This is a genomic window from Geminicoccus sp. (assembly GCF_035556675.1).
In the GTDB taxonomy this organism is placed as follows: domain Bacteria; phylum Pseudomonadota; class Alphaproteobacteria; order Geminicoccales; family Geminicoccaceae; genus Geminicoccus.
On record NZ_DATMFZ010000170.1, the window covers coordinates 1 to 13,100 of the forward strand.

At 67.2% G+C, this 13,100-nt stretch carries 10 protein-coding genes and 2 pseudogenes; 5 read left to right on the forward strand and 7 right to left on the reverse strand.

Translation table 11 applies throughout. The features are described from left to right. Window positions 1-536 precede the first annotated feature (536 nt). A complete protein-coding gene (locus VNS22_RS12890) occupies window positions 537-6,104 on the forward strand; it encodes a DUF3320 domain-containing protein (RefSeq protein WP_325733018.1) in 5,568 nt (1,855 codons plus the stop codon). Between the two features lie 210 nt (window positions 6,105-6,314). Here VNS22_RS12890 and VNS22_RS12895 read toward each other — a convergent pair whose 3' ends face one another. Both VNS22_RS12895 and VNS22_RS12900 read right to left on the reverse strand, forming a co-directional pair. Further along, window positions 6,315-6,674, reverse strand: coding sequence for a hypothetical protein (locus VNS22_RS12895; RefSeq protein ID WP_325733020.1), 360 nt, complete (start codon window positions 6,672-6,674; stop codon window positions 6,315-6,317). Then, a complete protein-coding gene (locus VNS22_RS12900; RefSeq protein ID WP_325733022.1) occupies window positions 6,671-6,955 on the reverse strand; it encodes a hypothetical protein in 285 nt (94 codons plus the stop codon). The genes VNS22_RS12895 and VNS22_RS12900 overlap by 4 nt, the downstream gene beginning before the upstream one ends. 9 nt (window positions 6,956-6,964) lie before the next feature. On the opposite strand from VNS22_RS12900, the gene VNS22_RS12905 reads away from it, so the two are divergent. Both VNS22_RS12905 and VNS22_RS12910 read left to right on the forward strand, forming a co-directional pair. Beyond that, on the forward strand, window positions 6,965-7,474 hold the full coding sequence (locus VNS22_RS12905; protein WP_325733024.1) for a hypothetical protein: 510 nt from the start codon (window positions 6,965-6,967) through the stop codon (window positions 7,472-7,474). Beyond that, entirely contained in the window at window positions 7,467-8,237 is a 771-nt protein-coding gene (locus VNS22_RS12910) for a hypothetical protein (protein WP_325733026.1), read from the forward strand. Before VNS22_RS12905 ends, VNS22_RS12910 begins: the two co-directional genes overlap by 8 nt. An 80-nt stretch (window positions 8,238-8,317) precedes the next feature. On the opposite strand, the gene VNS22_RS12915 is transcribed toward VNS22_RS12910, so the two are convergent. Next, window positions 8,318-8,740 (reverse strand): hypothetical protein, encoded by a 423-nt coding sequence (locus tag VNS22_RS12915; protein ID WP_325733028.1) that lies wholly within the window; start codon window positions 8,738-8,740, stop codon window positions 8,318-8,320. Window positions 8,741-8,911: 171 nt separating this feature from the next. On the opposite strand from VNS22_RS12915, the gene VNS22_RS12920 reads away from it, so the two are divergent. Further along, the gene (locus VNS22_RS12920) at window positions 8,912-9,712 is read left to right on the forward strand and encodes a tellurite resistance TerB family protein (protein ID WP_325733030.1); all 801 of its coding nucleotides are present in this window, start codon (window positions 8,912-8,914) and stop codon (window positions 9,710-9,712) included. 12 nt (window positions 9,713-9,724) lie between these two features. Here the strand turns inward: VNS22_RS12920 and VNS22_RS12925 are convergent, their stop codons facing one another. From VNS22_RS12925 to VNS22_RS12935, 3 genes and pseudogenes are all read right to left on the reverse strand, one after another. Continuing rightward, window positions 9,725-10,117 carry a hypothetical protein gene (locus tag VNS22_RS12925; RefSeq protein WP_325733032.1) on the reverse strand — a complete coding sequence of 131 codons (393 nt, stop codon included), beginning with the start codon at window positions 10,115-10,117 and terminating at the stop codon, window positions 9,725-9,727. Further along, window positions 10,114-11,456: pseudogene (locus VNS22_RS12930) on the reverse strand (recombinase family protein). The gene VNS22_RS12925 and the pseudogene VNS22_RS12930 overlap by 4 nt, the downstream one beginning before the upstream one ends. Continuing rightward, window positions 11,453-11,981: pseudogene (locus VNS22_RS12935) on the reverse strand (DUF2924 domain-containing protein). The pseudogenes VNS22_RS12930 and VNS22_RS12935 overlap by 4 nt, the downstream one beginning before the upstream one ends. Before the next feature lie 615 nt (window positions 11,982-12,596). On the opposite strand from VNS22_RS12935, the gene VNS22_RS12940 reads away from it, so the two are divergent. Next, window positions 12,597-12,833 (forward strand): hypothetical protein, encoded by a 237-nt coding sequence (locus VNS22_RS12940; RefSeq protein WP_325733034.1) that lies wholly within the window; start codon window positions 12,597-12,599, stop codon window positions 12,831-12,833. Here the strand turns inward: VNS22_RS12940 and VNS22_RS12945 are convergent. Then, entirely contained in the window at window positions 12,830-13,006 is a 177-nt protein-coding gene (locus VNS22_RS12945; RefSeq protein ID WP_325733036.1) for a thermonuclease family protein, read from the reverse strand. The two genes, VNS22_RS12940 and VNS22_RS12945, sit on opposite strands and share 4 nt — an antisense overlap. Between the last annotated feature and the right edge of the window lie 94 nt (window positions 13,007-13,100).

Genomic DNA, 13,100 nt, shown 5'->3' on the forward strand with positions numbered 1-13,100 from the left:
AGGGTGGAGGGACAGTCCAGACCACAAACGTCCTCACGGGCGGCGGCGAAAGCCGAAGTGGTATGAATCCTGGGGCCGTGGGTTCGAATCCCGCCGCGGACACCATTTCCTTCTTGAGAACTCGCTCTCCGGTTGGGCCGAGGGCGCCTGGAAGCCCAGGTTTCGCCTGGGTTGGCGCGAGGACCTCGGGAGTGCAGAGGCCGGAGAGGGCGGGGATTCTTTCTCCGAACGGCGGATTCTCTCCGGACCCGGGGACTTGGCCGGTTTAGTCCTAAGGTCCCGGGGATAGGGAAATCAGCAACTTATACCCCTGGCGTAATGTCCGATGTTCGTGGCCCTTAAGGGGAGCCGTTCGATTCCTGCGTGGGTAAACGTCTGAACGAGTTCGGTTTGAGCAGTCCGGCCACTCACCGCATGCTCGAACGGCTAAATCGGAAGTAGAATAATGTCGCCGCCAAGGTGCATAATCTTGACGGGCGCGTGAGCGTTCCTGTCCTGATTGTAACCTTCCTGATTAAAGCTGAGCGGAATTAGGCATGGCGGACACGCCAGTTTCGGTATTCCAGAGTGACCTCCCGATCACTACCAAGCTGGAGAGAGCACGGGCTGAGTTGCTGGATTTATCGGCACGTAACCGCCTCCTGAACGTACCTAGGTTTTCGCAGACAGCCCGCACGGTCGACGTCGTTGACGAGCGGTCTGCCGAGGTCTTCCGGTTGCTGGTTCGCGAGAGCAAGGCGTTCACCTTCCTCCCGGGCCGCGAAACGGCCCAGGAGAAGGTCGAGGGCAAAGTAGAGAGGGAGCTTTTTCTGGCGGAACTGCCGCAGCCGGAAGAAGACGAGGCAGTGGATGAGCGGGGCACCGCCAGCCGTCACGCCGACACCAAGCTTCAGACACGCATGACCTCGAAGGGCCTCCAGAAGCGGCTGTTCGACCTCTATGGCGATGCCCGGACCCTCGAGGAGGAGCAGGGTGTCAACGTCCTCTACCTCGCGCTCGGCATGCTGAAGTGGATCGACCCGCAGAACGCGGCGAACATCCGGTATGCGCCCCTGATCCTGGTGCCGGTCATTCTGGAGCGCGGCACAGCCGGGGAGCGCTTCCGGCTCCGCGCCCGTCCGGAGGACCTGTCGGCGAACCTCTCCCTCGAGGCCTACCTGGATAGAGTCCATGCCCTGAAACTCCCGGAACTGGACCCGGGCGACGAGTTCAACCCGGCCGCTTACTTCGACGAGGTTTCTGAGGCGGTCGAGACTAAGGAGGGCTGGGAGGTCAAGCCAGACGACATCGTCCTCGGCTTCTTCTCATTCGCCAAGTTCCTGATGTACCGCGACCTCGACCCGGCGAACTGGCCGCAGAACGAAACCATCGCTGACCGCCCGATGATCCGAGCCTTGCTGGCGGACGGGTTCGACGGCGGGGAGGAGCTCCTCCACGAGGACACACCGATCGACCGGCACATCCCTCCGGCCGAGATGCTGCACATCGTCGACTGCGACAGCTCCCAAACGCTGGCCGTCCACGATGTCCGGCAGGGGCGCAACCTTGTCATCCAGGGCCCGCCCGGCACGGGCAAGTCGCAGACCATCTCCAATATCATCGCCTCCGCCATCGCCGACGGTAAGACCGTGCTGTTTGTGGCCGAGAAGATGGCGGCTCTCGAGGTGGTGAAGCGCCGCCTCGACATAGCGGGCGTGGGTGACGCCTGCCTCGAACTGCACAGCAACAAGGCCAACAAGCGTTCTCTCCTGGAAGAGCTGCGGCGGACCTGGGATCTCGGCACTCCTAAGGGAGACAAGCCGGATGCGCTGACCCGGCGCCTCACGGAGGCCCGAGACGTGCTGAACGCGCATGTCGAACGTATTCACCGTGTCCACCCCGTGGCAGGGCTGACTCCGTATCAGGTCTTCGGCCAGTTGGCTCGGCTGAAGCAGGACGGCCGCCGCCCGGTCGATTTCGACCTGCCCGCCGCGCCGACCTGGAGCCGGGAGGACGTCGCCAAACGCCAGGCGCTGGTCGGCGAGATGGCAGAGCGCGTCCTCGACATCGGGCTGCCCGACCAGCACCCCTGGCGTGGCGTCGGGCTTGACGTCGTTTTGCCGACGACCGTCGAGCGAATGATGGCCCGCCTGACCGAGTTGCTGAGCCAACTCGGCGGCTGGACCGCCACGCAGGCTGCCCTGGCGCAGATACTGGAAACCGAGGTCCCGCCCAGCTTCGCCGCCACCAGGTTGCTCACCGCCCTCGGGCGGCGCGTCGCCTCGGCGCCAGACCTTGATCCGGCCGCCCTGGGCTGGCCGCACTGGTCCGACAAGGCCGAGGAGGTCGTGCGCCTGCTGGCGACTGGCCGCGAGTTCGAGCGGCTCTCCGCCGGGTTGGAAGGGCAGGTGACCCCGGCGGGCCTGGAGGCGCCGGTCGCCGACGCGATCACCGCGTTCACCAGCCTGCCTCCTGCCTTTGGTGCTGCAGCCTTCGGTCATGTTCGGCACCTGCAGGACGCGCTGCCGCGGCTGCTGACGGGCGCCGACCAGCTGGATGCGGAACTCGGTCGCCCCGGTGGCGAGCGCACCTTGGCCAGCCTGGAGCGGCTGATCGCCACCGGCGAACGCGTGGCGGCCGCGCCGGATGCCAGCCCGGAAGCCTTCGCTGCCACGGTTTGGGACCACGGCGTCGAGCAGGCCGGTGACCTGGCGGAAGCCGTTGCCTTGTTGGAGCGAGCGAAGGCGGCGCTGGGCGACAGCCTCCTCGAGGCGGCCTGGACGACCGATGTCAGCCGGGCCCGGCAGGCGCTGGCGACGCATACCAGCATCCTCAAGATGCTGAACAGCGAGTGGCGGCAGGCCAGTGCACTGATGCGCACGGTCGTGCGGGATCCGAAAGCGCCCCTGCCTGAACTCCTCGAGCGGTTGGACACGCTGGCCAAGGGCCAGGCCGCCATCCGGACCATCAAGGAGGGCCACGAATTCGGGAAGTCGGCCTTCGGCGCCGACTGGCGTGGCGAGAAGTCGGCGTCGGCGCCGCTCATCGCCCTGGTGGACTGGATGCGCACGCTGCGGGGGCTGGGCGCCGAGCCCCGTATGATCGCCGGTCGCACGCCCCAGCGCACCGCGCTGTCGCAGATGACGACCGCGTTGAAGACCCTCTACATCGAAGTCCGGGCGAAGCTGGAATCCTTGCGGGCTGATGCCGGTGGCGATGTCTCGGTCCTGTTCGGCGACAGCTTTTCAGACGAACGGGCAGTGCTGCCGGATCTGGCAGCCAGGATCACTGCGCTGGCGGCGGCTAACGAGGTGGCGTCCGCTGCGGCGCCTACCGCTATCCAGGCGTCTGGCCGGCTGGACGTCCTGCGCCGCATTGCCGCCCGGCAGGAGGCGTCGCGCGCCATTGAGGGCAGCGCATTCCTTGGCGCTGCGGCCTTCGGCCGGGCGTGGCAAGGCGAGCGGTCCGACTGGCGCGGGTTGGCCCAGGGGGCGCACTGGATTGCGTCGAACCAGGACATCCGCGAACTGGCCTCCCGCGTCACTGATCGGACCGGCCTCGTCGAAACCCTGCAGCGTGTCGAGGCCGGTCAGGAGAACCTGCTCAAGGAAACAGAGGAGGTGTTCGCCTCCCTCCGGGCCGACGCGGCCTCGCTGTTCGGCAACGAGAGCCCGGACGGCGTTTCCTTGATCGAACTGACCGCGCGGCTCCAAGAATGGCTGGCCCATGGGGAGCAACTCTCGAAGTGGGTGTCCTATCGGGAACGCGCCGACCGCGCCCGCGAGACAGGCTTGGCGCCGCTCGTGCAGCGCCTGCAGGACGGCCGCCTGGCACCCGTCGATGCCATTCCCTCCTTCCAGATAGCGTATCACGAGGCTCTGCTCGCCAACCTGGTGGAAGCGGACCCTGAACTCGGCCGCTTTGATGGCACGCTGCACGGAGCCAGGACCCGGGAGTTCGCGGACCTCGACCTCCAGCGCATCGATGCTGCCCGGCTGGAGGTCGTCCGCGCGCACCACAGCCGCATCCCGGCCCAGGTGGGCATGGGGCCGGTGGGTGTCCTGCGCGCGGAGATCGCCCGGCGCCGTGGCCACATGCCCATTCGGCAACTCGTCCAGCGCGCCGGACCGGCCATCCAGGCGCTGAAGCGCGTCATGATGATGAGCCCGCTCTCGGTCGCCCAGTTCCTGACGCCGGGCAAGATGACCTTCGACCTGCTTGTCATGGACGAGGCCAGCCAGATCCAGCCGGTGGACGCCCTCGGCGCCATCGCGCGTTCCCGTCAGGTGGTGGTGGTCGGCGACGAGCGTCAGCTGCCGCCGACCCGCTTCTTCGCCAAGATGACCGGCGGGGACGTCGAGGACGACGAGGACGGCGCGTCCGTCGCCGACATCGAAAGCATCCTCGGCCTGTTCACGGCCCGTGGCCTGCCGCAGCGCATGCTCCGCTGGCACTACCGCAGCCGCCACCAGTCGCTGATCGCGGTGTCGAACCGCCAGTTCTACGAGAGCAAGCTCTTCATCGTTCCCAGCCCGTACACGCGGGAGGCCGGGATGGGGCTGACGTTCCGGCACGTGCCGGACGGCGTCTTCGATTCCGGCGGGACGGGCACGAACGCCGCCGAAGCCAAGCTGGTGGCGCAGGAGGTCATCCGCCACGCCAAGACCAATCCTGGCCACTCGCTCGGCGTCGCCACCTTCTCCAGCCGCCAGCGCCGGGCCATCCAGGACGAGCTCGAACTCCTCCGGCGCTTGAATCCGGACACCGAGGAATTCTTCCACTCCCATCCGGGCGAGCCGTTCTTCATCAAGAACCTGGAAAACGTCCAGGGTGACGAACGCGACGTCATCATGATCTCGGTGGGCTATGGACGGAACGTCAACGGCACCTTCTCCATGCGCTTCGGTCCGCTCGGCGCCGACGGCGGTGAGCGGCGCCTGAACGTCCTCATCAGCCGCGCCAAGCGCCGTTGCGAGGTGTTCGCCTCCATCACCGACGAGGACATCGACCTGGAGCGCGCCAAGGGGAAGGGCGTGTTCGCGCTGAAGCTGTTCCTTCACTACGCCCGGACCGGCAGGCTCGACGTCGCCCACCGCAGCGGACGGGAGCAGGACAGCGTCCTGGAGGAGCAGATCGGGCGCGCGCTGCAGGAGCGCGGCTACCAGGTCCATCCCCAGGTAGGCATCGCAGGCTTCTTCATTGACCTCGCCATTGCTGACCCTGAACGCCCGGGCCGCTATCTACTCGGCATCGAGTGCGATGGGGCGGCCTACCATAGCTCCCGGTCTGCACGGGACCGCGACCGCCTCCGGCAGGCGGTGCTCGAGGACCATGGCTGGATCATCCACCGCGTGTGGGGATCCGACTGGTTCCAGCGGCCTGTGGAGCAACTGGAACGAATTGCCAAAGTCATCGATGCCGCGCGGGCCGAGTTGGCCGAACGCGAGAAGGCGGGCCAGCTCGCCGGGCGTGCCGTGCCCATCGAAGTGGTAACCGTCGAGCGAAGCGACGTCGCAGAGAGTGGGTTAACGGGAGCTGAGGGAGGCGGAGCGCAGGCCCTCTCCTACCGGGAAGCCACACCCCAGGTACCGCTCGGCCAGGAGATGCACGAGGTACCCAGCGGTCGTATGGCCGAGCTCGTTGAGCAAGTCGTCGCTGTGGAGGGGCCGGTGCATATCGACGAGGTGGTGGTGAGACTGCGCACTGCTTGGGGACTGCAGCGTGCCGGAGGGCGCATCCAAGCCGCGGTTGAGCGGGGGGCCGATATCGGAGTACAGAGAGGAAAGCTCACCCGCGACGGTAGGTTTCTGTCTATTCCAGGTCAGCCCGTGACCGTCCGCGACCGCAGCGGCGTAGCATCTGCGTCCCTACGCAAACTGGAGACGCTACCACCGAAAGAGTTGGAAGCCGCAGTTCTGCAGATCGCTCGGACGGGGCTTGGAGCTAGCCTCGAGGAGATTGCAGTGAATGCTCCTCGACTTATGGGGTTCAAGCTAGTGAGTGCTCAGCTGCGGCAACTCGTGTCGGCTACGGTTGTGCGGCTGGAGAGCATTGGATCGCTCTCTCGCGAGGCGGGCTTGCTGGTAACCGTGGAGGCGGGTCAGCCTAGTCCTGCGGGCGAATGACCCTCTCGCACCTACGAGGCCTGCTAATGGTTGTCCAACCGCTCCAACTTGGGCGCCGCCAATAGGGCCCCTCAAACTCCGCTGTCATTTTGCCTTCTCCGTCTATGAGGGAGATTAGAGCGGGGGAGCAATAGGACGTCGCCCAACCTTCTGTGCCTAGGGCCACTAAGCTGTGTCCACAGGCCTCTTAATCGTTGAACGCTGCTCGTCCTACTTGCTGGACATAGGTTCAAGCAGCGCTACTAGGCCCAGGCTTGGCGACTGCCGCCCATCCAGAATCGCCTCGACGGTGTCCGGCGCCAGCAGCGTCAGCTGCAGCATCTTGCCGAGGCAGGAGCGGTCGATCTGCTCGGCGGCCGCCAGCTCGCTGAGAGAGGCGTAGCGGCCGCCCTCCAGCAGCCGCTTCCAGCGATGCGCCCGGGCCAGCGCCCTCACCAGGGCGGGATCGGCGCGGGTGCGGACCGGCGTTGGGTTGGCGGCGCTGCCCTCCGGCGTGACCATCAGTTTCCGCCCACCACGTCGGCGGATGGTCAGCGGGACGCGGACGGTGATGCTGCTGGCGGTCCTCATGCGGCCCTCTGGGCTTCGTCGCTGCGGACACCGCCGAGGTCGCGCACTAGGCTGGCCAACCCCGCCACCCGCAGCCGGACGTCGGCGCCGGTCGGACTGACCTCTACCCGCTCGACCAGCAGGCGCACGATGCGGGCCTGCTTGGACGGGAACAACTCGTCCCAGAGCAGCTCGAGCCGTCGCAGCGCCTTTCGAGATTGTTTGGCGGCTAGGCGATGCTCGGCGCTCAGCAGGCCAGCGCACCATTTTAATTCTTGTCCTTTCTGCCTACTGAGGATCACTGTCGTGCAATGCTTGACCCCCACGGCACACCCGCGAGCGGGTACGATGCGTTCATTGCCGCCCCCATGAGCGGACTGCCTGGCAAGGGCTACGCCGCCGGACGCGAGAGCGTGCTCGGCGTCGTCAAGCAGCTCGCGGTTGTTTACGGCATGGACCAGGTCTACTTCGCGGGTACTGACATCACTCAACCCGGGGGGTTCACTGGAGAAGAGAAGGCGCTGCGGCAGGATCTTGAGGCGCTGCGTGCCGCGCGTCTCTTCGTCCTGATCTATCCGGATAAGATCGTCACCAGCGCCCTGGTGGAGACAGGCTACGCCTTGGCGCTGGGCCTTCCTTGCCTGCTGCTGGCGCGCGATGCTGCCGACCTGCCTTACTTGCTCAGACAAGCCGTCGATGTGAGGGCTCGCGACCTACTGCCGCCACTGCGCATCAGACGACTGGAGGATACTGCCGGGGCGGCGGCGCAGATTGCGGCGTTCCGAGACGCCATGCGCGGCGACGAGGCGCGCCATGCCTGACGACGCGGCGCCTAACGGTATTGCCGGCGGCGTGGCCGATGTTGCCAACAGCTTCGGCGTTGGAGGAACGGCGCTTGTCGGCGGCCTCGCGCTGATTGGTGCGGCAATCTGGAAGGCGCCCGAGATCCAGGATCGCACGACGCAGATTGCTGTGCTGATCGGGAGCTTGGTGGCCGGCGCGCTTGCCGTGCTTGTTGGATGGCTGCTGCTGCGGCAAGCGACGCACGGTGGCGGGGCCTTCGCGGGGAACCCGGCGGGTGCGCAAGCTTCGGAGCAAATCGCGACCGGATCGACTACTGAGAACGACGTATTTATCGCCGCCCCAATGGCCGGCTTCGGCGCTGACGAGGCTGGCCGCAAGGCGGCAGTCGAGCTGGTGCGTGGCGTAGAGGTGGCACTGCGCCAGCTCGAGCACATCCGCATCGTCTACACGCCCCTCCTCGCCCGGCCGGAGTCCTTGCAATACGAGACTCCAGCCACGGCTTTCGAAGCGGAACTAGCAGCGCTGCGCGGCGCCAAGCGTTACGTGCTGATCCTACCGGAAAGCATGCCAGCGGGCACCAGCGTATTGGTCACCACCGGCATCGCAATCGCGCGAAATATCCCGACGTTAATCTTGCGCGAGGGCGGACGGGAGCTGCCCTTCTTGCTGGAAGGTGCTGTTCAAAGCCGTGATGTAAAGGTGCATTGTCATCCTTACACCAATCTGCCTGGAATTCAGCGCCTAATTCAGAACAACGGGCTGCGGCTTTTCGGAAACTGAGGCAGGAGCAAGGATAGCTCCAACAAAAGAATCGCGCTCGCTGGAACGAGGAAACTGGCGGCGGCAAGATGCGCTGTAGCTCAAGAGGCGGAGTAATTCGCGGCGTGCGACAGGCAGGCAACGCAAAAGAGTTGGTACTGTGCGCCAGGAAGTCGGGGGCGCTGAAAGGCCTGCAGCGTTGATAGACCATCCGGATACCGCTCACCCAGAACTGCCTCTACAATGTCCGGCGCCAGCAGCGTCAGCCGCAGCATCTTGCCGAGGTGGGAGCGGGCGATCTTCTCCGCCTCGGCCAGTTCTCTGAGGGACGAGTACCGCTCCTCTTTCACGAGGCGCTTCCAACGATGCGGCCGGGCCAGTGCTTTCGCCAGGCCCGGGTCGGTCCGTGTGCGCGCTGGCGCGATGTTGGCAGCGCTACCCTCCGGCGTGACCATCCGCTTCCGTCCGTTGCGGCAGCGGATGGTCAGCGGCACCCGGACCGTGATGCTGCTGACCGTAGTCATGCCGCGTTCTAGCCAGGGCGGATGCCACCGAGGTCGCGCACGTGAGTAGGGAGCGCCTGACCCGCCGCCGACGGCGAGGCCGCGCTTCCCTGCTCCGCGCGCAAGTGTCGTATTGAACCATGAACTGCAGTTCATCTTGTGCGCTGTCGGAGCCGTCCCGATATCCAGGCCATGATCGACGCCAAAGCTCTCCTTGACCGCTTCCTTGGCTCGGACGGAGCTGTTGCTTACCGTCAGCGCGGTCGCCACAGCTCGCCCTGGGGCGCGCCGCAAGCATCCGATCGCGATGCGAGCGGCAATCGCTCGACGGCTGACCAACTGGCGCAGGCGGCGCAGCGCGCCCTCGGCGGCGGCGGCACTGCGGGTGGTCTTGCCGGCCTCGCGGCGGCCGGTGGCTTGCTGGGTACGCTGATGGGCAAGAAGAGCCGCAAGCGCGGCGGGGGATTGTTGAGCCACGGTGGCGCTGCCCTCCTGGGCGCCCTGGCTCATCGGGCTTGGCAGAGCTGGCGGGACGGGCAGGCACCGGCGTCCGCGCCGTCGGCCACCCTGCGCGACGCCGACGCCGTGGAACAGCGCTTTCTGCCGGGCGCAACCCCGGCGACGGGCGGCGAGCCGTTCGAGCTGTCTTTGATCCGCGCCATGATCGGGGCGGCCCGCGCCGATGGACACATCGACACTGCCGAGCGGAACCGCATCTTCGAGCAGGTGGAGAAGGCGGGCTTGGACGCCGAGGCCAAAGCCTTCGTCTTCGATACCCTCAACACACCGGTCGGCGTGAGCGAAGTCGCGGCGGCGGCGCGCACGCCAGAGCAAGCCGCGGAGATTTACCTTGTCTCCTGCCTGGCGGTCGATCCGGACGAGCCGGCGGAGCAGGCCTATCTCCAGGCCTTGGCGCATCGGCTGAAGCTGCCGGAGGGCTTGGTGGCCCACCTCAACAGGCAGGCCGACATGGCTTCACAGCCGGACAATTAGGGTCAGCCTCTCTCAGCAGTCGCGCACCGCCTCACGCTGCGCGGACCAAGCCGCCGACAGTGCTTCCATCAGCCGCGGCAGGTCGCAGCCGGCTGGCTGGCATCCATCCAGGATCGCCTCAACAATATCGGGCGCCAGCAATGTCAGCCGCAGCATCTTGCCGAGATAGGAGCGGTCGATCTTCTCTGCCGCTGCCAACTCGCTGAGCGAGCTGGAGCGCCCACTCTCCAGCAGCCGCTTCCAGCGGTGCGCCCGGGCCAGCGCCTTCACCAGGGTTGGATCGGCCCGTGTGCGGGCCAGCGCGGTGCTGCCAGCGCTGCCCTCCGGCGTGACCACCCGCTTCCGCCCGCCGCGGCGGCGGATGGTCAGCGGCACCCGGACCGTGATGCTGGTGGCTGCGGTCATGCCGCCCCCTGAGCTGCCGCCGCGCCACCCAGGTCGCGCACCAGGCTGGCGAGCTCCGCCATCCGCAGCCGCACACCGGCGCCGCTGGGGCTGACCTCCACCCGCTCGACCAGCAGCCGGACGATGCGGGCCTGCTCGGCCGGAAAGAGCTCGTCCCAGAGCGGGTCCAGCCGCTCCAGCGCCTCCCGCGTCGCGGCCTCGGTCAGCTCCGGCGCTTCGGCCCGCGCCGCCTGCCAGGTGCCGACCATCACCTCCGGCTGGCACAGCAGCGCGCGGACCTGGTCGAGCACCGCCGCCTCGATCTCACCGGCCGGCAGGCGACGGACTGGGCCCTCGTCGGCGCCGCCCTTCAGCACCGCCTGGCTAACGTAGTAACAATAGAGCCGCCCGCGGCGGCGGGTGTGGGTGGGGGACATCGCCCGCCCGTCCGGCCCAAAGATCAGGCCTTTGAGTAGCGCCGGGCTCTGCCGCCGGTTCTGGTTGGCCCGCGCCCGCGGGCTCCCCTGCAGAATGGTGTGGACCTCATCCCCGAGCGCCTGCGGCACAATAGCTTCATGCTCGCCGGGGAAGACCTGCCCTTTGTGGGTGACCGCGCCGAGGTAGGTGCGGTTGTGCAGCAGCCGGTAGACCGCCCCCTTGTCGAAGGGCCGGCCGGCCTTGGTCCGCACGCCCTCTTGGCGCAGGCTGACGGCCAGCCGGGTGGCCGAACCGGTGGCGGCAAAGCCCTCGAACACCCGCCGCACCCGCGCGGCCTCGTCCTCGTCGACCACCAATCTGCGGTCGCGCACGGTGTAGCCCAGCGGCACCGGCCCGCCCCTCCAGAGCCCGCGTGCCCGGGAGGCGGCGAACTTGTCGCGCACCCGCTCGCCGATCACCTCCCGCTCGAACTGCGCGAAGGAGAGCAGGATGTTCAGCGTCAGCCGGCCCATGGAGGTGGTGGTGTTGAAGCTCTGGGTCACCGAGACGAAGGTCACCGCGTGGGCGTCGAACACCTTGACCAGCCGGGCGAAGTGCATCAGCGAGCGGCTGAGGCGGTCGATCTTGTAGACCACCACCACGTCCACCAACCCGGCCTGGATGTCCTGGATAAGCCGCTGCAGGGCCGGACGCTCCAGCGTGCCCCCCGAGACGCCCCCATCGTCGTATTGTCGGGGACCAGCACCCAGCCCTCCGCCCGCTGGCTGGCGATGAAGGTTTCGCAGGCGTCGCGCTGGGCGTCCAGGCTGTTGAAGACTTGGTCCAGCCCTTCCTCGGTGCTCTTGCGGGTGTAGACGGCGCAGCGCCGCTTGCGGAGGGTCGCGGGGAGGGCGGCCTCTACCGCAGTTCCCTTGCGCTTCATGCGGCGCCCCGTTGCGTCTTCAGGCCGAAGAAGGCCCAGCCGTTCCAGCGGGTGCCCGTGATGTGCCGGGCGATGGCGGACAGCGAGCGGTAGGGCCGGCCCTCATACTCGAAGCCGTCCGGCAGCACGGTCACCGTGTGCTCCACCCCCTGATACGCCCGGACCAGCCGGGTGCCGGCCACCGGCCCATCGTTGGCGCGGATCCGGCGCAGGACGACGTTGCCGCCGTCGAGCTGCTCGCCGAGCGCCTCCAGCCGGGCCACCGTCTCCGGCTTCAGGCCGCCATAGGCCAGCTCCTGGATGCGATAGGCGAGGCGGCGCGTCAGGAACTTGCGGTTGTAGGGCGGCGGCGCGGTGCCAAAGAGCGCGCCATTGCTGCTTGAGGTCCTGGATGTTGGCCCCTGGCAGGGCCGCCAGGCGGCCCAGCACGTCGGCGGGCGGGATGGTGGGGAGGGGCGGCGGGGGCCGGCTGCCGGGCTCTAGCGGCGGGACCTCCGGCCTGTGGGCGGTGGCGCGTCGAGTCATGCGGGGCTCCGAGTCGGGGAAGCCACAGGACCGCTCTGCGGGGCGCAGAAGTGTAGCGAAACTTCTCCCGAGGCCCGGGCTATCGCGGCGTCACGGGCGAGGTCCTCAGCGGTGCGGCTGCGGAGCCGCAGCAGGCCGGTGGTGAGCAGGGCGCAGATCTCGCGCAGGTGTGGCGGGAGGTGGAGGTTGGCTTGGCTGGACGGCTGCCTCTCCGCTTGGGGCTGAAGCAAAGGTTCGCGCTGAGACTCGACCGCCCAGCCGCTAGCGCTTAGAACAAAGTACGAATCGGGGGCAATTGGCGCACTCATGCCCAGTCCTCCTGGCCGAGTTGCCCCGGGCTGGCCGGGAGGTCAGGCGATTCCTTGTGGCGTCTGACGAAGAGCCTGTGGAGTTGAGGAAGGCAGTCCACAGCGTCTGCGATGCGGCTCTGTTCAGAGAATGGATGGATGCTTGCCGGATGCCTGCGCCGAGCTCGATCCCCCGAACCCAAGCGGATTATGAGCGGCTTCGGGAACTCACAGCGCCTCGCGAGGAAGCGAGGAAGCGTGGAAGCGAACGCGTGTGATGATCCCCATGTTTGCAACTGTTAGTTGGCAAACATGGAGACAGAAGCCAATGCAGATTGTGTCCAATGCTGGCACGGCTCAGAGCTCCTTTGGCCGCGTAGAGCAGCATCTCCAAGAAGCTCAGGAACTGCTCGGCGAGCAGCAGGCGCTGGTCGTGCGCCTGGAGCGCGCTGGACGCGTCCGGGAGGCGCAGGAAGCGCGAGTGATCCTCGTCACCATCGAACGAAGCCTGGAACTAGCCCGAGAAGAACTGCGCATGGAACATCAGATCCTCTACGCCCACTAAGGACGCGAGCTCACCACCACGCGCGCCTCCTGGCGGAAGGTCAGGTCGGCCAGCGCCTGCCGGGCGCAGATGCCATAGGGTTGCTGGCTCTCCGGGGTGTCGATCTCGGCTAGGCGGACCTTCACCTGACGCTTCTCAGGCGTCAGCAGGGTAAGGGTATCGCCGTCGTGCACGCCCACCACCAACCCGCGCAACTCGGCGGTCAGCGCAGGATGGACGAAGAGGGAGAGGGTGGGGGCAGGCGCAGCGCCGGTCTTCCGGCCGCAG